Origin of the sequence: Streptococcus sp. SO4 (genome assembly GCF_030440055.1) — a bacterium.
Classification (GTDB): Bacteria; Bacillota; Bacilli; order Lactobacillales; family Streptococcaceae; genus Streptococcus; species Streptococcus nidrosiense.
In genome coordinates this window covers 99,434-117,206 of sequence record NZ_JAQFJI010000003.1, presented here as the reverse complement: position 1 = coordinate 117,206, position 17,773 = coordinate 99,434, and the positions used below count along the sequence as shown (strand labels likewise).

The window sequence follows — 17,773 nt, the reverse complement described above, 5'->3', positions numbered from 1 at the left end:
GGATTTTGTGACATAATACGATGAACAGACAACAATTTATAATTATGGCCTTATTTACTGCTGCTGAGACTTATTTCTTTAATGAATCCATCATGGAGCAACGGTATATTGTGGCCTTGCTTTGGGCTATTTTAATCCTAAGAAATTTTAGAGTCAGCTATATTATGGGTAAAATTGTCAACGCTATAGATGATCATTTTCGTGGAAAGAAGTAACCCTCAGCTTCTAGACAAAATTAAAGCCTTTTAGGCTTTTTTTTGTTATACTATTAAAGTATATTTATTGATATTTTATCGTTTTTTACTAGAAAACTAAGAACAATTTTATAGTGAAAATGGTAAAACGGATTGAAAAGAAAGGAATTATCATGTCAGTATTAGAGATCAAAGATCTTCACGTTGAAATCGAAGGAAAAGAAATTTTAAAAGGGGTTAACCTGACCCTTAAAACAGGAGAAATTGCCGCTATCATGGGACCAAATGGTACTGGTAAATCAACTCTTTCAGCCGCTATCATGGGAAATCCAAACTATGAAGTAACCAAAGGTGAAGTTTTGTTTGATGGCGTAAACATCCTTGAGTTGGAAGTGGACGAGCGTGCGCGTATGGGACTTTTCCTTGCAATGCAATATCCATCAGAAATTCCTGGAATTACCAATGCTGAGTTTCTTCGTGCAGCTATGAATGCTGGTAAAGAAGATGATGAGAAGATTTCAGTTCGTGAATTTATCACTAAGCTAGACGAAAAAATGGAATTGCTCAACATGAAAGAAGAAATGGCAGAACGTTACCTCAACGAAGGTTTCTCAGGTGGTGAGAAAAAACGTAATGAAATTCTTCAACTCTTGATGTTGGAACCAACTTTTGCCCTCTTGGATGAGATTGACTCAGGTCTTGATATCGATGCTCTTAAAGTTGTCTCTAAAGGTGTTAATGCTATGCGTGGTCAAGGTTTTGGTGCTATGATCATTACTCACTACCAACGTCTCTTGAACTATATCACGCCAGATGTAGTACACGTTATGATGGAAGGTCGTGTTGTACTTTCTGGTGGTCCAGAATTGGCGGCACGTTTGGAACGAGAAGGATACGCAAAATTAGCTGAAGAACTTGGCTATGACTACAAGGAAGAATTGTAATTCCCTCGTATCTTTTAGGAGAAGTAAATGACTAAAGAAACTATTAAACTTTTTTCAGAAATGCACGCTGAACCAAGCTGGTTGTCAGACCTCCGTCAAAAAGCTTTTGATAAGATTGAGAGTTTGGAATTGCCAGTCATTGAGCGTGTGAAATTTCACCGTTGGAATCTAGGTGATGGAACGATTACAGAAAGTGAGCCATCAGCAAATGTTCCAGATTTCACAGCTTTAGATAATCACTTGAAGTTGGTGCAAGTAGGAACGCAAACTGTTTTTGAACAAACTCCAGTTGAGTTGGCTGAACAAGGTGTTGTCTTCACAGACTTTCACTCAGCTTTAGAAGAAATTCCAGAACTCGTAGAAGAATTTTTCATGTCATCAGTGAAATACGATGATGATAAGTTGGCAGCCTACCATACAGCCTACTTTAACAGTGGTGCGGTTCTCTACATTCCTGATAATGTTGAGATTGCTGAACCAATCGAAGGAATTTTCTATCAAGATAGCGATAGCGATGTGCCATTTAACAAACATATCCTCATTATCGCTGGTAAGAATAGTAAAATTAGCTACCTCGAACGATTAGAGTCTCGTGGTGGAGGTAGTGCCAAAGCAACTGCTAATATCACAGTAGAAGTGATTGTTCGTTCTGGCGCGCAAGTGAAGTTTGCAGCCATTGACCGTCTAGGTGAGAACGTCACTGCCTATATTAGCCGCCGTGGTAAATTGGGCAACGATGCAAGTATTGACTGGGCTATCGGTGTCATGAATGAAGGAAACGTCGTTGCAGACTTTGATAGTGACTTGATTGGTAATGGTAGCCATGCAGATCTTAAGGTCGTTGCCCTATCAAGTGGTCGTCAGGTACAAGGGATTGATACACGAGTGACTAACTATGGTTGCAACTCTATTGGTAATATTCTTCAACATGGGGTTATCCTTGAAAAAGCAACTTTGACCTTCAATGGTATCGGTCACATCATCAAGGGTGCCAAGGGAGCAGATGCCCAACAAGAGAGCCGTGTTCTCATGCTTTCTGACCAAGCGCGTTCAGATGCCAACCCAATTCTCTTGATTGATGAAAATGATGTTACTGCAGGTCACGCAGCCTCTATCGGTCAAGTGGATCCAGAAGATATGTACTACCTCATGAGCCGTGGCTTGGACAAGGCAACTGCAGAGCGCTTAGTTGTTCGTGGTTTCCTTGGATCTGTTATCGTTGAGATTCCAGTCAAAGAAGTTCGCGATGAGATGATTGCAACGATCGAAGAAAAATTGTCAAAACGCTAAGGGGAAGCCTATGTTAGATGTAGAAGCGATTCGCAAGGATTTTCCAATTTTAGACCAGAATGTTAACGATGAACCTCTGGTCTATCTGGATAATGCTGCGACGACACAAAAACCACTAGCAGTTCTGGAAACGATTAACCGCTATTATGAGCAGGACAATGCCAATGTTCATCGTGGGGTTCATACCTTGGCGGAGCGTGCGACAGCTTCCTATGAGGCTGCTCGTGAAACCATTCGTAAGTTCATCAATGCAGGTTCGACAAAGGAAGTCCTCTTTACTAGAGGAACGACAACCAGTCTGAACTGGGTGGCACGTTTCGCTGAGGAATTCTTGACTGAGGGGGATCAAGTTTTGATTTCTGTCATGGAACACCATTCCAACATCATTCCTTGGCAGGAAGCTTGTCGAAATACCGGAGCTGAGCTTGTTTATGTCTATCTCAAGGACGGAGCTCTGGATATGGATGACCTGCGGGCTAAATTGACGGACAAGGTGAAATTTGTCTCCCTAGCTCACGCATCAAACGTTCTTGGAGTGGTTAATCCTATCAAAGAAATCACACAAATGGCTCACGAAGTTGGAGCCATCATGGTGGTGGATGGTGCTCAGTCTACACCTCATATTAAGATTGATGTGCAGGACTTGGATGTGGACTTATTTGCCTTTTCAGGTCACAAGATGGCTGGTCCGACTGGTATTGGTGTTCTTTACGGTAAAGAAAAATATCTGGAGCAAATGTCACCAGTTGAATTTGGTGGCGAGATGATTGATTTCGTCTATGAGCAATCTGCTAGCTGGAAGGAGTTACCTTGGAAATTCGAGGCAGGAACTCCCAATATGGCAGGTGCTATTGGACTTGCAGCAGCCGTGGATTATCTTGAAAACATTGGCATGGATGCCATTGAAGCCCATGAACAAGAACTGATTGCATATGTCTTTCCAAAATTGCAGGAAATTGAAGGATTGACCATTTATGGTTCGCAGGACTTGGCTCAACGTTCAGGTGTCATTGCCTTTAATCTTGGTGATCTTCATCCTCATGACCTTGCGACTGCTCTGGATTATGAAGGAGTCGCAGTTCGTGCCGGTCACCATTGCGCTCAACCTTTGCTTCAATATATGGATGTTCCAGCAACAGCTCGTGCAAGTTTTTATATTTACAATACCAAGGCAGATTGCGACAAGTTAGTCGATGCTTTACAAAAGACAAAGGAGTTTTTCAATGGCACTTTCTAAACTAGATAGTCTTTATATGGCAGTGGTAGCGGACCATTCGAAAAATCCCCATCACCAAGGGAAGCTAGAAGATGCTGAACAAATCAGTCTTAACAATCCAACTTGTGGTGATGTGATTAATCTCTCTGTTAAGTTTGATGCAGATGATCGTTTGGAAGATATCGCTTTTCTAAACTCTGGTTGTACCATTTCAACTGCCTCTGCTAGTATGATGACAGATGCAGTCTTAGGAAAGACCAAGCAAGAAATCCTAGAGCTTGCAACCATCTTTTCTGAAATGGTGCAAGGTCAAAATGATGAGCGTCAAGATCAACTTGGAGATGCAGCTTTCTTGTCAGGAGTTGCCAAATTTCCTCAACGAATCAAATGCGCAACCCTAGCTTGGAACGCCCTTAAGAAAACAATTGAAAATCAAGATAATAAATAAGACAAGCTTTCTTTGTCTTATAAATCATAGAAATAAAGAATGAAAGAAAGGATATTATGGCTGAAGAAAGAGTAGAACCAAAACCAATTGACCTTGGTGAATATAAATTTGGTTTCCATGACGATGTAGAGCCTGTCCTATCGACAGGAAAAGGATTGAATGAAGATGTCATTCGTGAACTATCAGCTGCTAAGGGAGAGCCTGAGTGGATGTTAGAATTCCGTTTGAAATCTTATGAAACCTTCAAAAAAATGCCAATGCAAACCTGGGGAGCAGACTTGTCAGAGATTGATTTTGATGACTTGATTTACTACCAAAAACCATCTGATAAACCAGCCCGTTCTTGGGATGAAGTTCCTGAAAAAATCAAAGAAACCTTTGAACGTATTGGGATTCCTGAAGCTGAGCGTGCTTATCTTGCTGGAGCTTCTGCCCAGTATGAGTCAGAAGTGGTTTACCACAACATGAAGGAAGAATTTGAGAAGTTAGGTATTATCTTTACTGATACAGATTCTGCCCTCAAAGAGTACCCAGACTTGTTTAAACAATACTTTGCTAAGTTGGTGCCACCGACTGATAACAAGTTGGCAGCCCTCAACTCAGCAGTATGGTCAGGTGGAACCTTTATTTACGTACCAAAAGGTGTCAAGGTAGATATTCCACTTCAAACTTACTTCCGTATCAACAACGAAAATACTGGTCAGTTTGAACGTACCTTGATTATCGTTGATGAGGGAGCAAGTGTCCACTATGTAGAAGGATGTACTGCGCCAACTTATTCAAGTAACAGTTTGCATGCTGCCATTGTAGAAATCTTTGCTTTGGATGGAGCTTACATGCGTTATACAACCATCCAAAACTGGTCTGATAACGTCTATAACTTGGTAACCAAACGTGCAAAAGCCTTGAAAGATGCGACTGTTGAGTGGATTGATGGAAACTTAGGTGCCAAAACAACCATGAAATACCCATCTGTTTACCTGGATGGAGAAGGGGCGCGTGGGACCATGCTTTCGATTGCCTTTGCCAATGCTGGACAACACCAAGACACTGGTGCTAAGATGATCCACAATGCTCCACATACAAGCTCGTCCATTGTGTCTAAATCCATCGCTAAAGGCGGAGGAAAGGTTGACTACCGTGGACAAGTGACCTTCAACAAGAACTCTAAGAAATCTGTCTCTCACATCGAGTGTGACACTATTATCATGGATGACTTGTCAGCATCAGATACCATTCCGTTTAATGAAATCCACAACTCACAAGTAGCTTTGGAACACGAAGCCAAAGTATCTAAGATTTCAGAAGAACAACTCTATTATCTCATGAGTCGTGGTCTGTCAGAATCTGAAGCAACTGAAATGATTGTCATGGGATTTGTCGAGCCCTTCACCAAAGAACTTCCAATGGAATACGCAGTTGAGCTCAACCGCTTGATTAGCTATGAGATGGAAGGATCAGTCGGATAAACTTTATGAACAGAAACTGAGGCTGGGACAAAAGTCCTAGCCTCTCAATTGTCTTTGGATTGTTGAGCAAGACGCAGTGGTTGAGTGGGCTCTACTACGCTGATTTCATCAGCTTTTACAGCCCTACTCAACTGTGCGGAGGTGGGACGACGAAATCGTATTCTAACGAATTACCGATTTCTGTCCCACTCTCAGTTTTTTTGATGAAAGATGCTAATAAATATTCACAAAAATCCTTATATATGATAAAATAATACAATCTTATAAATTGGGAGATGAATGATGAATATTTTTAGAACCAAAGACGTTAGTCTAGGTAAAACAGAAATGCATCGCCATTTAAAACTATGGGACTTAATTCTCTTGGGCATTGGTGCTATGGTGGGAACAGGTATTTTTACGATTACAGGAACTGCTGCAGCAACATTAGCAGGACCTGCCCTTGTGGTATCGATTGTAATTTCTGCTATCTGCGTGTCCTTATCTGCACTATTTTTTGCAGAATTTGCTTCTCGTGTTCCTGCAACGGGTGGAGCATATAGTTATTTATATGCAATTTTAGGAGAATTTCCAGCCTGGATTGCAGGTTGGCTGACTATCATGGAATTTATGACAGCTGTTTCTGGTGTCGCTTCAGGTTGGGCGGCCTATTTTAAGGGTTTGCTTAGCCATTATGGAATTTCCTTGCCACAAGCCTTGAATGGAACTTTTAATCCTGAACATGGTACTTACATTGATCTTTTACCAATTTTAGTAATTCTACTTGTTACAGGCGTTGTACTTTTAAATTCGAAAGCAGCTCTTCGTTTTAATTCTATTCTTGTTGTTTTAAAATTTTCTGCCCTTGCCTTATTTATCCTAGTTGGAATTTGGTACATTAAACCTGAAAATTGGTCAGATTTTGCACCATTTGGTTTTGGTCAAATTTATGGTGGAAGCACTGGAATTATGGCAGGTGCTTCACTAATGTTTTTTGGATTCTTAGGTTTTGAATCCATTTCTATGGCAGTTGATGAAATTCAAAGTCCACAAAAGAATATCCCACGTGGGATTGTTTTATCCTTAACCATTGTAACCATTCTGTATGCCTTGGTTACCTTGATATTGACAGGTATCATTCACTATAGCAAGCTCAATGTTGATGATGCAGTGGCTTTTGCTCTGAGAAGTATCGGTATTGGTTGGGCAGCTAATTATGTTTCACTCGTTGCAATTTTTACTTTGATTACGGTATGTATTTCCATGACTTACGCCTTGTCTCGAATGATTTATAGTTTGGCACGTGATGGGCTCATGCCTCAGAGTTTCAAACAAGTGACTAAGATCAGTCGTGTCCCTAAGAATGCGACCATTTTAACAGGTGTTGTTTCAGCGATTGCAGCGGGAATTTTCCCACTGGCAAGTATCGCAGCCTTTCTCAATATCTGCACCTTAGCCTATCTTATTCTCCTAGCCTACGGCATTATCAAACTGAGAAAAGATAAGGGTATGCCCAAAGAGGGAGAATTTAAAACTCCCCTGGTACCTTTTTTACCAATCTTGTCTATTCTAATCTGCCTTTCATTTATGCTTCAATATACCCTTGAAACATGGATGGCATTTGGACTAGCTTTATTAATAGGAGTTATTATTTACTTTGTTTATGGATATAACCATTCGACTGTAGCTAAAAATGAATAAAGAAAAAAATCGCGAATTTCGCGATTTTTCGATTTTTTATAACTTCTCGTTAACAAAACGAACGAAGCGATTCCACCAAACTTTTAAGAAGAAGGCTTTTTCGACATTTTTTTCTGCGACCATCTCAAAACTAGGTTTGTCAGTTGTAATGTATCCTTGACCAACTAGATCCTTGTCTTCATAAGTCAAATGTCCAACGACAGTTCCTGCATCTAGTGGAGCAGTGTGTTCAGTCGTGTCCGCTGTGTAAGTAATAGTTGATTGAGCTCGACTGCCCAGACGTTGTACGATCTTGATATCTTCTTTTGCGACCGCTGTAACACTATCATCTTTACCATCTAAGACAGGACTTTTACTATCTTCATAACTTTCTCCTTGTTTGACGATTGTCTGAAGAGTAAAGTTTGATGAGATGTAATCTAAAAGAGAAGAAGTAGCTGTAAAGCGTGCATATGGATTGGTATCTTGGTTGTTAGCGTTTAAAACAACAGTAATGATGCGCATTCCTTTTTCGACTGTAGTACCTACAAAGGATGCTCCAGCCTTATCAGTCGTACCAGTCTTAAGTCCATCAACACCACCACGGTAGGCAGGCATTCCTTCCAACATATAGTTGGTAGAATGAATTGTCATCCCTGCAAAAGTAGAAGAAGGTTTCTTTGTGATTTCTAAGACTTGAGGATACTTGAGGATGAGATTACGAGCTACGATAGCAACATCATAAGCGCTCAATTTGTTTTCATCATCTTTTTTAGATCCTGGATAGATATTATTTCCAAGAGTTTCATTATTGAGCCCTGTTGTATTGACGAGTGTAGCATCTTGAATTCCCCATTCTTGTAGTTTGGCCTTCATCATATCTACAAAGTCCTTCTCAGAACCGGCAATTTTTTCAGCTAAAGCGATAGCAGCACTGTTCGCACTAGATACTAAAGTAGCTTCTAATAACTCTTCAACAGTGTAATTTCTAGCTTCCATGGGCACATTACTAGCCGCAGAATTAGTTGTCAACTGGTAGGGGTAATCAGAAATTTCTACAGGAGTGGAAAGAGAGATTTTCCCCTGTTCCAAGGCTTCGTAAACGAGATATACGGTAAGCAATTTGCTAATAGAAGCAATTTCAACAGGTTGAGTAGCATCCTTTTCGTATAAAATCTTACCGCTATTAGCTTCAACAGCAATGGCATGTTTTGCTGCTACATCAAAATCTTGGGCAGCAACAGTTGTTGCTGAAGCGAATGAAAAGAGGGTTAATAAGGTTAAAAATAATTTCTTCATAGTAACTTTATTCTATCACAAAGACAAAAGATATTCTTGTTTTTGTGATGAAAGTTATCAATCTTTTTTGAAATATGGTAAAATAGGGAAAAGAGGAGGTGGCCTATGTTTCGGAGAAACAAACTATTCTTCTGGACAACTGAAATTCTACTAATAACCTTAATTTTCTATCTATGGAAAGAAATGGGTGCTATTATTACACCCTTTGTCAGTGTTGCAAATACAATCATGATTCCTTTTTTATTGGGAGGATTTTTGTATTATCTAACCAACCCAATTGTTATCTTTTTAGAGAAGGAATGCAAAATCAATCGAATCATTGGGATTTTGTTAACTCTTTGTGCCTTAGTTTGTGCACTCGTACTTAGTTTTGTTTATCTGCTGCCGATTTTGATTAATCAGTTAAGTAGCTTAATTTACTCGAGTCAAAACATTTACGGTCGTCTTCAAGATTTAGTCATTGAGTTATCAAAACATCCAGCCCTGCAAAATCTAGATATCCAACAAACTATTCAGCAACTGAACCTCTCCTATGTTGATATTTTGCAAAATATTTTGAACAGTGTGACAAATAGTGTTGGAAGTGTTCTATCTGCACTCGTAAGCACTGTATTGATTATCATCATGACACCAGTTTTCTTGATTTACTTATTACTTGATGGGCATAAATTTTTACCGATGTTAGAAAGAACTGTATTAAAACGAGATAAATTGAACATATCTGGTTTATTGACAAACCTAAATACAACTATTTCTCGTTACATTAGTGGAGTGTCTATAGATGCAGTTATTATTGGATGTTTAGCTTTTATTGGTTATAGTGTGATTGGTCTAAGATACGCCTTGGTCTTCGCCATTTTTTCTGGATTGGCTAATTTGATTCCGTATGTAGGACCAAGCATTGGCTTGATTCCAATGATCATCTCAAATCTCTTCACCGATCCTCATAAAATGATTATTGCTGTCATTTATATGTTGATTATTCAGCAAGTTGATGGAAATATTTTATATCCACGTATCGTGGGTGGAGTTATGAAGGTTCACCCGATTACTATTTTAGTCTTGCTTTTATTATCAAGTAATATTTATGGTGTGATTGGGATGATTGTTGCTGTTCCAACCTATTCCATTTTAAAAGAGATTGCTAAATTCTTAGCGCGACTGTATGAAAATCATAAGGAAGCGCAAGAAGTTGAAAAGCATCAATCAGAATAAAGATGTCGGGATAAAAAATCCCGACCTTTTTTTGATCATAGTATCTTTGGCGCTGTAGTTGATTGAACTTTTTAATGGTTTTAAACTCTCTAATCTCATATGATGAAACTTTAATTTTTTATACATAATTTTTACAAACAACTGAATGATTGAAGTCTTTCGGGGCTGAAAATAGGAAATTCAGACTTGGGTTATCGATTGATGATCTATCGCCTTTTGCTAAAATAAGCCTATTTATAGCTATTTTAAATAAATTGATAGAGGAAGTTGAGCAAGAATAAGAATAATTCACAAAAACTTTGTAAAACACTTGCAATTTAGCTGAAATTTGATAAAATAGTAAGGAAAGTTAGACTGTATTGCCTACTGTCTATCTATAAAATATATTTTATTGGAGGCTTTTACTCAAATGGCAAAAGAAAAATACGATCGTAGTAAACCACACGTTAACATTGGTACTATCGGACACGTTGACCACGGTAAAACTACCCTAACTGCAGCTATCACAACTGTTTTGGCACGTCGCTTGCCTTCAGCAGTTAACCAACCTAAAGACTATGCGTCTATCGATGCTGCTCCAGAAGAACGCGAACGCGGTATCACAATCAACACTGCGCACGTTGAGTACGAAACTGAAAAACGTCACTACGCTCACATCGACGCTCCAGGACACGCGGACTACGTTAAAAACATGATCACTGGTGCCGCTCAAATGGACGGAGCTATCCTTGTAGTAGCTTCAACTGACGGACCAATGCCACAAACTCGTGAGCACATCCTTCTTTCACGTCAGGTTGGTGTTAAACACCTTATTGTCTTCATGAACAAGATCGACTTGGTTGACGACGAAGAATTGCTTGAATTGGTTGAAATGGAAATCCGTGACCTTCTTTCAGAATACGACTTCCCAGGTGACGATCTTCCAGTTATCCAAGGTTCAGCTCTTAAAGCTCTTGAAGGTGACTCTAAATACGAAGACATCATCATGGAATTGATGAACACTGTTGATGAGTACATTCCAGAACCAGAACGTGACACTGACAAACCATTGCTTCTTCCAGTCGAAGACGTATTCTCAATCACTGGACGTGGTACAGTTGCTTCAGGACGTATCGACCGTGGTACTGTTCGTGTCAACGACGAAATCGAAATCGTTGGTATCAAAGAAGAAACTAAAAAAGCAGTTGTTACTGGTGTTGAAATGTTCCGTAAACAACTTGACGAAGGTCTTGCAGGAGATAACGTAGGTGTCCTTCTTCGTGGTGTTCAACGTGACGAAATCGAACGTGGACAAGTTATCGCTAAACCAGGTTCAATCAACCCACACACTAAATTCAAAGGTGAAGTTTACATCCTTACTAAAGAAGAAGGTGGACGTCACACTCCATTCTTCAACAACTACCGTCCACAATTCTACTTCCGTACTACTGACGTTACAGGTTCAATCGAACTTCCAGCAGGTACTGAAATGGTAATGCCAGGTGATAACGTGACAATCGACGTTGAGTTGATCCACCCAATCGCCGTAGAACAAGGTACTACATTCTCTATCCGTGAGGGTGGACGTACTGTTGGTTCAGGTATGGTTACAGAAATCGAAGCTTAATTCGATTTAGTTCCCAGAAGAACAATTATTTAAGTCAGACACTAAAAGAATCTTGCTATGCAAGGTTCTTTTTTTGCGATCAAAAGTGAGAGAGTTCCTTTTTTACAATTTCATAAAATCATGGTAAAATGGTTAAATATTAAATTTGGAGAAAAATATGAAGTACAAGCGTATCGTATTTAAAGTGGGAACTTCATCGCTGACACATAAAGATGGAAGTTTATCTCGCAGTAAAGTAAAAGCTATCACACAACAGCTTGCAATGCTGCATGAAGCAGGTCATGAGCTGATTTTGGTGTCTTCTGGGGCTGTTGCAGCAGGTTTTGGAGCCTTAGGATTTAAAAAACGACCGACCAAGATTGCGGATAAGCAAGCTTCAGCGGCGGTTGGTCAAGGATTGCTTCTGGAAGAATATACAACAAATTTGCTCTTAAGACAGATTGTTTCAGCGCAAATCTTGCTAACTCAGGATGATTTTGTCGATAAGCGACGTTATAAAAATGCCCATCAAGCTTTATCTGTCCTTCTCAATCGTGGCGCGATTCCTATTATCAATGAAAATGACAGTGTCGTTATTGATGAGCTCAAGGTCGGAGATAATGATACACTTAGTGCCCAGGTTGCAGCAATGGTGCAGGCAGATCTTTTGGTCCTCTTAACAGATGTAGACGGTCTTTATACTGGTAATCCTAACTCGGATTCAAGTGCGAAGCGGTTAGAGAGAATTGAGACCATCAATCGAGAAATTATCGATATGGCTGGTGGGGCAGGATCATCAAATGGAACTGGGGGCATGCTGACTAAGATAAAGGCAGCGACCATTGCGACAGAGTCAGGAGTGCCGGTTTATATCTGTTCATCCTTGAAAGCTGATGCTATGATGGAGGCGGCAGAGAAGACCAAGGATGGTTCTTTCTTTGTTGCACAAGAAAAGGGACTTCGTACCCAGAAACAATGGCTAGCCTTTTATGCCAAAAGTCAGGGAGCAATTTGGGTTGATAAAGGGGCGGCAGAAGCCCTCTCTCAACATGGAAAGAGTCTCCTTTTATCAGGGGTTGTAGATGTTGAGAGCAATTTTTCTTATGGTGATATTGTAACGGTATTTGATAAGGAAACTGGAAAATCACTCGGAAAAGGTAGAGTGCAACTAGGTGCATCGGGGCTCAAAGATGTCCTTCGTTCTCAAAAAGCCAAGGGAGTCCTGATTCATCGTGATGACTGGATTTCTATCACTCCTGAAATCCAACTACTCTTTACAGAATTTTAGAGGTAAACTATGGTAAGTACACAAGAACAATTTGAACAGGTACAGGCTGTTAAAAAGTCGATTAACACAGCTAGTGAAACAGTAAAAAACCAAGCCTTGCTAGCTATGGCCGATCACTTATTGACAGCTACTGAGGAGATTTTAGCGGCTAATGTCCTTGATATGGAAGCAGCAAAGGGTAAAATATCAGATGTTATGCTCGATCGTCTTTATTTGGATGCAAGTCGTATCCAAGCGATGGCAACAGGCATTCGTGATGTGGTTGCTTTACCAGATCCAATCGGTGAAGTCCTAGAAAGAAGTCAGCTTGAAAATGGTTTGGTCATTACTAAGAAGCGTGTGGCTATGGGTGTTATTGGCATTATCTATGAAAGTCGTCCTAATGTGACTTCTGATGCAGCTGCCCTTGCTCTCAAGAGTGGAAATGCGGTTGTTCTTCGTAGCGGTAAGGATGCCTACCAAACAGCTCATGCTATTGTTACAGCCTTGAAGAAGGGTTTGGAGACTACCACCATTCATCCAGACGTCATTCAATTAGTAGAAGATACCAGTCGTGAAAGTAGTTATGCCATGATGAAGGCTAAGGGTTATCTAGATCTTCTCATTCCTCGCGGAGGTGTCGGTTTGATCAATGCTGTCGTTGAGAATGCTATTGTGCCAGTTATCGAAACAGGTACAGGGATTGTTCATGTCTACGTTGACAAAGATGCGAATGAAGACAAGGCACTGTCTATTATCAATAACGCTAAAACTAGTCGTCCTTCAGTCTGTAATGCCATGGAAGTGCTGCTTGTTCATCAAGACAAGGCGGCAAGCTTCCTTCCTCGCTTGGAGCAAGTTCTGGTTGCCGATCGAAAAGAAGCTGGACTGGAATCGATTCAATTGCGTCTAGATGAGAAAGCTAGTCAATATATTTCTGGACAAGCAGCAGTGGCTCAAGACTTTGACACTGAGTTTTTAGACTATGTCTTAGCTGTTAAAGTAGTTTCTAGTCTTGAGGAAGCTGTAGAGCATATCGAAGCCCACAGCACCCATCATTCGGATGCGATTGTGACTGAAAATGCTGATGCTATAGCTTACTTTACAGGTCAAGTGGACTCGGCAGCGGTTTATGTCAATGCTTCGACTCGTTTCACAGATGGTGGACAATTTGGTCTTGGTTGTGAAATGGGGATTTCTACTCAGAAATTACATGCGCGTGGTCCAATGGGCTTGAAGGAATTGACTAGCTACAAATATGTGGTTACTGGTGATGGACAGATAAGGGAGTAAGAGATGAAGATTGGATTTATAGGCTTGGGGAATATGGGTTCCAGTTTGGCTAAGGCTGTCTTGCAGGCAAAAACGAGTCATCAGATTCTCCTTGCTAATCGTAGTCAAGCAAAGGTGGATGCTTTTATTGCCAATTATGGTGGTCTGGCTTCTAGCAATGACGAAATCTTTGCAGAAGCAGATGTGATTTTTCTAGGAGTTAAACCAGCTCAATTCTCTGAACTGCTTACTCAATATCAATCAATCCTTGAGAAACGAGAAAGTCTTCTTTTGATTTCCATGGCAGCTGGTTTGACCTTAGAAAAACTGGCTAGTCTTCTTCCAAATCAACACAGAATTATTCGTATGATGCCCAATACACCTGTTGCTATTGGGCAAGGAGTGATTAGTTATGCCTTGTCTGCAAATTGTCATCCAGAAGACAATGAACTATTTTGTCAACTGTTAGCCAAGGCTGGCCAGTTAGTTGAATTAAGCGATGCTTTAATAGATGCTGCGACAGGGCTTGCAGGCTGTGGACCAGCCTTTGTCTATCTATTTATCGAAGCTTTGGCAGATGCAGGAGTTCAAACAGGATTGCCAAGAGAAACGGCATTGAAAATGGCGGCTAAAACAGTAGTTGGTGCAGGTCAAATGGTCCTAGAAAGTCAGCAACATCCTGGAGTCTTGAAAGACCAAGTTTGCAGTCCAGGTGGTTCAACCATTGCTGGTGTAGCAAGTCTAGAAGAACATGCTTTTAGAGGAACCGTTATGGATGCTGTCAACCAAGCCTACAAAAAAACTCAAGAATTAGGCAAATAAGAGGTGAGCGTTAAAACTCACACTCTTTTTTTCTTACAAAGAAGGAAATGAAAAAAGCTTTTCACAAATCCCCATTTTTTTGATAGAATAGAAGAGAGAAAAATAGAAATGAGTCAGACATGTCAAAAGGATTTTTAGTCTCTCTTGAGGGACCAGAGGGAGCAGGAAAAACAAGCGTTCTTGAAGCCCTAATCCCTGTATTAGAGAATAGGGGAGTAGAAGTTTTAACAACGCGCGAACCAGGTGGGGTCTTAATTGGAGAAAAAATTCGCGAAGTTATCCTAGATCCTAGTCATACTGAAATGGATCCTAAGACTGAGCTTCTCCTCTATATTGCTAGTCGTCGACAACACTTGGTGGAAAAGGTCTTACCAGCACTTGCAGCTGGAAAACTGGTTATCATGGATCGCTTTATCGATAGTTCTGTTGCTTATCAGGGCTTTGGGCGTGGTTTAGATATCGATGCCATTGATTGGCTTAATCAGTTTGCAACAGATGGACTGAAACCTGATTTGACTCTTTATTTTGATATTGAGGTCGAAGAGGGACTGGCACGTATTGCTGCCAACAGTAATCGGGAAGTCAATCGTTTGGACATGGAAGGTCTGGATCTACACCGAAAAGTTCGTCAGGGTTATCTATCTCTTTTGGAAAAGGAAACAGACCGCATTGTAAAAATTGATGCTAGTCTACCTCTTGATCAAGTGATTGAAAATACGCAGCAACTACTTTTTGACAGGATGGGATTAAGGAGATGAAACAAGAGCAATTAAGAGCTTGTCAACCTCTACAATTTGAACGTTTTGTTCATATCTTGGAGCAAGGGCAACTCAATCACGCCTATCTCTTTTCAGGTAATTTTGGAAGTTTAGAGATGGCCCTTTTCTTGTCTAAAAGTCTCTTTTGTAGTGAGAAAACTGGTATTTTTCCTTGTGAAAAATGTCGGAATTGTAAATTGATTGAGCAGGAAGAGTTTCCTGATGTGACCATCATTAAACCTCTGAATCAAGTCATTAAGACGGAACGTATTCGAGAATTAGTTGGTCAATTTTCCCAGTCTGGTATTGAAAATCAACGTCAGGTCTTTATTATCGAGCAAGCGGAAAAAATGCATGTGAATGCTGCAAATTCACTCTTGAAGGTTATTGAAGAGCCACAAAGTGAGATTTATATTTTCTTTTTGACCGATGATGAGGAACAGATGTTACCAACGATTCGAAGTCGGACACAGATTTTCCAATTTAAGAAACAAGTCTCTACTTTAATGTCACAGCTTGAAGAGGCTGGTTTAGTAAAAAATAAAGCTAAGCTATTGGCTCAGTTTAGTCAATCTCAGGCGGAGGCTGATAAGCTAGTGCATCAAGTAGGATTTTGGACACTAGTAGATGAAAGTGAACGCCTCTTTTCTTGGCTTTTGGCCCATAAAAAAGAATCCTATTTGCAGGTTGCGAAACTAACGAGTCTGGCTGATGATAAAGAAAAGCAAGATTACGTGCTCAGGATTTTAGAGGTACTAGCTGGTCAAGAGATTCTCAGTGTTTCAGCTCGGAATATTTTGCAAAATCTCGTCCAAACTCGTAAAATGTGGCGGGCCAATGTTAGCTTTCAAAACGCTTTGGAATACCTGGTTTTACAAAAAAATTTAAAGTAAAGATAGATTATAGAAAGGGCTGTAATGAATAAAAAAGAATTATTTGATGCTTTAGATGACTTTTCACAGCAATTGTTGGTAACCTTGGCAGACGTCGAAGCTATCAAGAAAAATCTCAAGAGTCTAGTAGAGGAAAATACAGCTCTTCGTTTAGAAAATGATAAACTGAGAGAACGATTAGGAGAAGTGGAAGAGACAGCTCCAGCCAAAACGAAACATGTAAGGGAAAATGTCCGTCGCATTTATGAGGATGGTTTTCATGTTTGCCGTGACTTTTATGGTCAACGTCGAGAGCAAGATGCAGAATGTATGTTTTGTGATGAGTTGTTGTTTAGGGAGTAAGTATGCAGATTCAAAAGAGTTTTAAGGGACAATCTCCCTATGGCAAGCTTTATCTAGTCGCAACGCCAATCGGTAATCTAGATGATATGACTTTTCGCGCCATTCAGACCTTGAAAGAGGTCGACTGGATCGCGGCAGAAGATACTCGTAATACTGGACTTTTGCTCAAGCATTTTGAGATCTCAACCAAGCAAATTAGTTTTCACGAACATAACGCCAAGGAAAAAATTCCTGATTTGATTGGTTTGTTGAAACAAGGTCAAAATCTTGCCCAAGTATCTGATGCAGGGATGCCTAGTATTTCTGACCCGGGGCATGATTTGGTTAAGGCTGCCATTGAAGAAGATATCGCAGTTGTCACAGTTCCAGGAGCTAGTGCAGGGATTTCTGCCTTGATTGCCAGTGGCTTGGCACCACAACCCCACATCTTTTATGGTTTTCTACCACGAAAGTCAGGTCAGCAAAAGCAATTTTTCGAAGCAAAAAAAGCTTATCCAGAAACTCAGATTTTCTATGAATCGCCCCACCGTGTAGCAGATACACTGGAGAATATGCTAGAAGTTTATGGTGACCGTCCAGTAGTTCTGGTTCGCGAATTGACCAAGATTTATGAAGAATACCAACGAGGTAAGATTACAGAGTTACTAGAAAGTATTTCTGAAACACCACTTAAGGGCGAGTGTCTTCTCATTGTAGAGGGTGCTAGTCAAGAAGTAGAGGATAAGGATGAAGAGGATTTGTTCTCAGAAATCCAAGAACGTATCCAGCAAGGCATTAAGAAAAATCAAGCCATTAAGGAAGTTGCGAAGATTTATCAGTGGAACAAAAGCCAGCTCTACGCAGCTTATCACGAATGGGAAGACAATCAATCCAATGACTAAACAGGGAAGTTTGCCTTCTTCCCTTTTTTTGTTATACTAGAAGAAGAAAAAAATAGAAAGATTTGTGGGAGTGAAAAAGTCCGGGGGACTTTTTCAGCCTGAGCCTGAAAACTCGAAAGCGAAGTAAGTCCTGTGGACTTTTTCAGCCTGAGCTAAAAAATTCGAAAGCGAAGCAAGTTCGTTGAACTTTTTTAACCCGATTCAGGAAATTCACACTCC

At 40.3% G+C, this 17,773-nt stretch carries 17 protein-coding genes; 16 read left to right on the top strand and 1 reads right to left on the bottom strand.

Annotation, left to right across the window (positions count from 1 at the left end):
- Positions 1-20: 20 nt before the first annotated feature.
- The 7 genes from PCY08_RS02695 to PCY08_RS02665 all read left to right on the top strand — a co-directional run bounded on the left by PCY08_RS02695 (position 21) and on the right by PCY08_RS02665 (position 7,241).
- Complete coding sequence (locus PCY08_RS02695) at positions 21-215, top strand: DUF3272 family protein (protein ID WP_001081607.1); 195 nt, start codon at positions 21-23, stop codon at positions 213-215.
- A 152-nt stretch (positions 216-367) separates the two neighbouring features.
- Positions 368-1,138, top strand: coding sequence for a Fe-S cluster assembly ATPase SufC (gene sufC / locus PCY08_RS02690; protein ID WP_301559335.1), 771 nt, complete (start codon positions 368-370; stop codon positions 1,136-1,138).
- 27 nt (positions 1,139-1,165) lie between these two features.
- Entirely contained in the window at positions 1,166-2,428 is a 1,263-nt protein-coding gene (gene sufD / locus PCY08_RS02685) for a Fe-S cluster assembly protein SufD (RefSeq protein WP_301559334.1), read from the top strand.
- 10 nt (positions 2,429-2,438) lie between these two features.
- The gene (locus PCY08_RS02680; RefSeq protein WP_301559333.1) at positions 2,439-3,665 is read left to right on the top strand and encodes a cysteine desulfurase; all 1,227 of its coding nucleotides are present in this window, start codon (positions 2,439-2,441) and stop codon (positions 3,663-3,665) included.
- Positions 3,652-4,092, top strand: coding sequence for a Fe-S cluster assembly sulfur transfer protein SufU (gene sufU / locus PCY08_RS02675; RefSeq protein ID WP_045763724.1), 441 nt, complete (start codon positions 3,652-3,654; stop codon positions 4,090-4,092). The genes PCY08_RS02680 and sufU overlap by 14 nt, the downstream gene beginning before the upstream one ends.
- Before the next feature lie 56 nt (positions 4,093-4,148).
- Complete coding sequence (sufB, locus tag PCY08_RS02670; RefSeq protein WP_006151262.1) at positions 4,149-5,561, top strand: Fe-S cluster assembly protein SufB; 1,413 nt, start codon at positions 4,149-4,151, stop codon at positions 5,559-5,561.
- A 282-nt stretch (positions 5,562-5,843) separates the two neighbouring features.
- Positions 5,844-7,241 (top strand): APC family permease, encoded by a 1,398-nt coding sequence (locus tag PCY08_RS02665; protein ID WP_301559332.1) that lies wholly within the window; start codon positions 5,844-5,846, stop codon positions 7,239-7,241.
- A gap of 36 nt (positions 7,242-7,277) precedes the next feature.
- Here the strand turns inward: PCY08_RS02665 and pbp3 are convergent, their stop codons facing one another.
- On the bottom strand, positions 7,278-8,519 hold the full coding sequence (gene pbp3, locus PCY08_RS02660) for a D-alanyl-D-alanine carboxypeptidase PBP3 (RefSeq protein WP_301559331.1): 1,242 nt from the start codon (positions 8,517-8,519) through the stop codon (positions 7,278-7,280).
- Between the two features lie 105 nt (positions 8,520-8,624).
- Here pbp3 and PCY08_RS02655 point away from each other — a divergent pair, with 105 nt between their 5' ends.
- From PCY08_RS02655 to rsmI, 9 genes are all read left to right on the top strand, one after another.
- The gene (locus tag PCY08_RS02655; RefSeq protein ID WP_301559330.1) at positions 8,625-9,734 is read left to right on the top strand and encodes an AI-2E family transporter; all 1,110 of its coding nucleotides are present in this window, start codon (positions 8,625-8,627) and stop codon (positions 9,732-9,734) included.
- 409 nt (positions 9,735-10,143) lie between these two features.
- Complete coding sequence (gene tuf / locus PCY08_RS02650; protein WP_001040718.1) at positions 10,144-11,340, top strand: elongation factor Tu; 1,197 nt, start codon at positions 10,144-10,146, stop codon at positions 11,338-11,340.
- A gap of 157 nt (positions 11,341-11,497) precedes the next feature.
- Positions 11,498-12,607 carry a glutamate 5-kinase gene (proB, locus tag PCY08_RS02645; RefSeq protein WP_301559329.1) on the top strand — a complete coding sequence of 370 codons (1,110 nt, stop codon included), beginning with the start codon at positions 11,498-11,500 and terminating at the stop codon, positions 12,605-12,607.
- Positions 12,608-12,616: 9 nt separating this feature from the next.
- Positions 12,617-13,879 (top strand): glutamate-5-semialdehyde dehydrogenase, encoded by a 1,263-nt coding sequence (locus tag PCY08_RS02640; protein WP_301559328.1) that lies wholly within the window; start codon positions 12,617-12,619, stop codon positions 13,877-13,879.
- A 3-nt stretch (positions 13,880-13,882) separates the two neighbouring features.
- On the top strand, positions 13,883-14,680 hold the full coding sequence (gene proC / locus PCY08_RS02635) for a pyrroline-5-carboxylate reductase (protein ID WP_301559327.1): 798 nt from the start codon (positions 13,883-13,885) through the stop codon (positions 14,678-14,680).
- Positions 14,681-14,799: 119 nt separating this feature from the next.
- Entirely contained in the window at positions 14,800-15,438 is a 639-nt protein-coding gene (tmk, locus tag PCY08_RS02630; RefSeq protein ID WP_301559326.1) for a dTMP kinase, read from the top strand.
- Positions 15,435-16,331 (top strand): DNA polymerase III subunit delta', encoded by an 897-nt coding sequence (locus PCY08_RS02625; RefSeq protein WP_301559325.1) that lies wholly within the window; start codon positions 15,435-15,437, stop codon positions 16,329-16,331. Before tmk ends, PCY08_RS02625 begins: the two co-directional genes overlap by 4 nt.
- A gap of 24 nt (positions 16,332-16,355) precedes the next feature.
- Positions 16,356-16,673 carry a DNA replication initiation control protein YabA gene (yabA, locus tag PCY08_RS02620; RefSeq protein WP_001034369.1) on the top strand — a complete coding sequence of 106 codons (318 nt, stop codon included), beginning with the start codon at positions 16,356-16,358 and terminating at the stop codon, positions 16,671-16,673.
- Positions 16,674-16,675: 2 nt separating this feature from the next.
- Positions 16,676-17,554, top strand: a complete 879-nt coding sequence (gene rsmI / locus PCY08_RS02615) for a 16S rRNA (cytidine(1402)-2'-O)-methyltransferase (RefSeq protein WP_301559324.1) — start codon at positions 16,676-16,678, stop codon at positions 17,552-17,554.
- Positions 17,555-17,773 lie beyond the last annotated feature (219 nt).

What these genes read in the sequence shown, in the direction of transcription:
- PCY08_RS02695 (WP_001081607.1), top strand. Translation starts at nt 21, where the DNA reads ATGAACAGACAACAATTTATAATTATGGCCTTATTTACTGCTGCTGAG.
- sufC (WP_301559335.1), top strand. Translation starts at nt 368, where the DNA reads ATGTCAGTATTAGAGATCAAAGATCTTCACGTTGAAATCGAAGGAAAA.
- sufD (WP_301559334.1), top strand. Translation starts at nt 1,166, where the DNA reads ATGACTAAAGAAACTATTAAACTTTTTTCAGAAATGCACGCTGAACCA.
- PCY08_RS02680 (WP_301559333.1), top strand. Translation starts at nt 2,439, where the DNA reads ATGTTAGATGTAGAAGCGATTCGCAAGGATTTTCCAATTTTAGACCAG.
- sufU (WP_045763724.1), top strand. Translation starts at nt 3,652, where the DNA reads ATGGCACTTTCTAAACTAGATAGTCTTTATATGGCAGTGGTAGCGGAC.
- sufB (WP_006151262.1), top strand. Translation starts at nt 4,149, where the DNA reads ATGGCTGAAGAAAGAGTAGAACCAAAACCAATTGACCTTGGTGAATAT.
- PCY08_RS02665 (WP_301559332.1), top strand. Translation starts at nt 5,844, where the DNA reads ATGAATATTTTTAGAACCAAAGACGTTAGTCTAGGTAAAACAGAAATG.
- pbp3 (WP_301559331.1), bottom strand. Translation starts at nt 8,519, where the DNA reads ATGAAGAAATTATTTTTAACCTTATTAACCCTCTTTTCATTCGCTTCA.
- PCY08_RS02655 (WP_301559330.1), top strand. Translation starts at nt 8,625, where the DNA reads ATGTTTCGGAGAAACAAACTATTCTTCTGGACAACTGAAATTCTACTA.
- tuf (WP_001040718.1), top strand. Translation starts at nt 10,144, where the DNA reads ATGGCAAAAGAAAAATACGATCGTAGTAAACCACACGTTAACATTGGT.
- proB (WP_301559329.1), top strand. Translation starts at nt 11,498, where the DNA reads ATGAAGTACAAGCGTATCGTATTTAAAGTGGGAACTTCATCGCTGACA.
- PCY08_RS02640 (WP_301559328.1), top strand. Translation starts at nt 12,617, where the DNA reads ATGGTAAGTACACAAGAACAATTTGAACAGGTACAGGCTGTTAAAAAG.
- proC (WP_301559327.1), top strand. Translation starts at nt 13,883, where the DNA reads ATGAAGATTGGATTTATAGGCTTGGGGAATATGGGTTCCAGTTTGGCT.
- tmk (WP_301559326.1), top strand. Translation starts at nt 14,800, where the DNA reads ATGTCAAAAGGATTTTTAGTCTCTCTTGAGGGACCAGAGGGAGCAGGA.
- PCY08_RS02625 (WP_301559325.1), top strand. Translation starts at nt 15,435, where the DNA reads ATGAAACAAGAGCAATTAAGAGCTTGTCAACCTCTACAATTTGAACGT.
- yabA (WP_001034369.1), top strand. Translation starts at nt 16,356, where the DNA reads ATGAATAAAAAAGAATTATTTGATGCTTTAGATGACTTTTCACAGCAA.
- rsmI (WP_301559324.1), top strand. Translation starts at nt 16,676, where the DNA reads ATGCAGATTCAAAAGAGTTTTAAGGGACAATCTCCCTATGGCAAGCTT.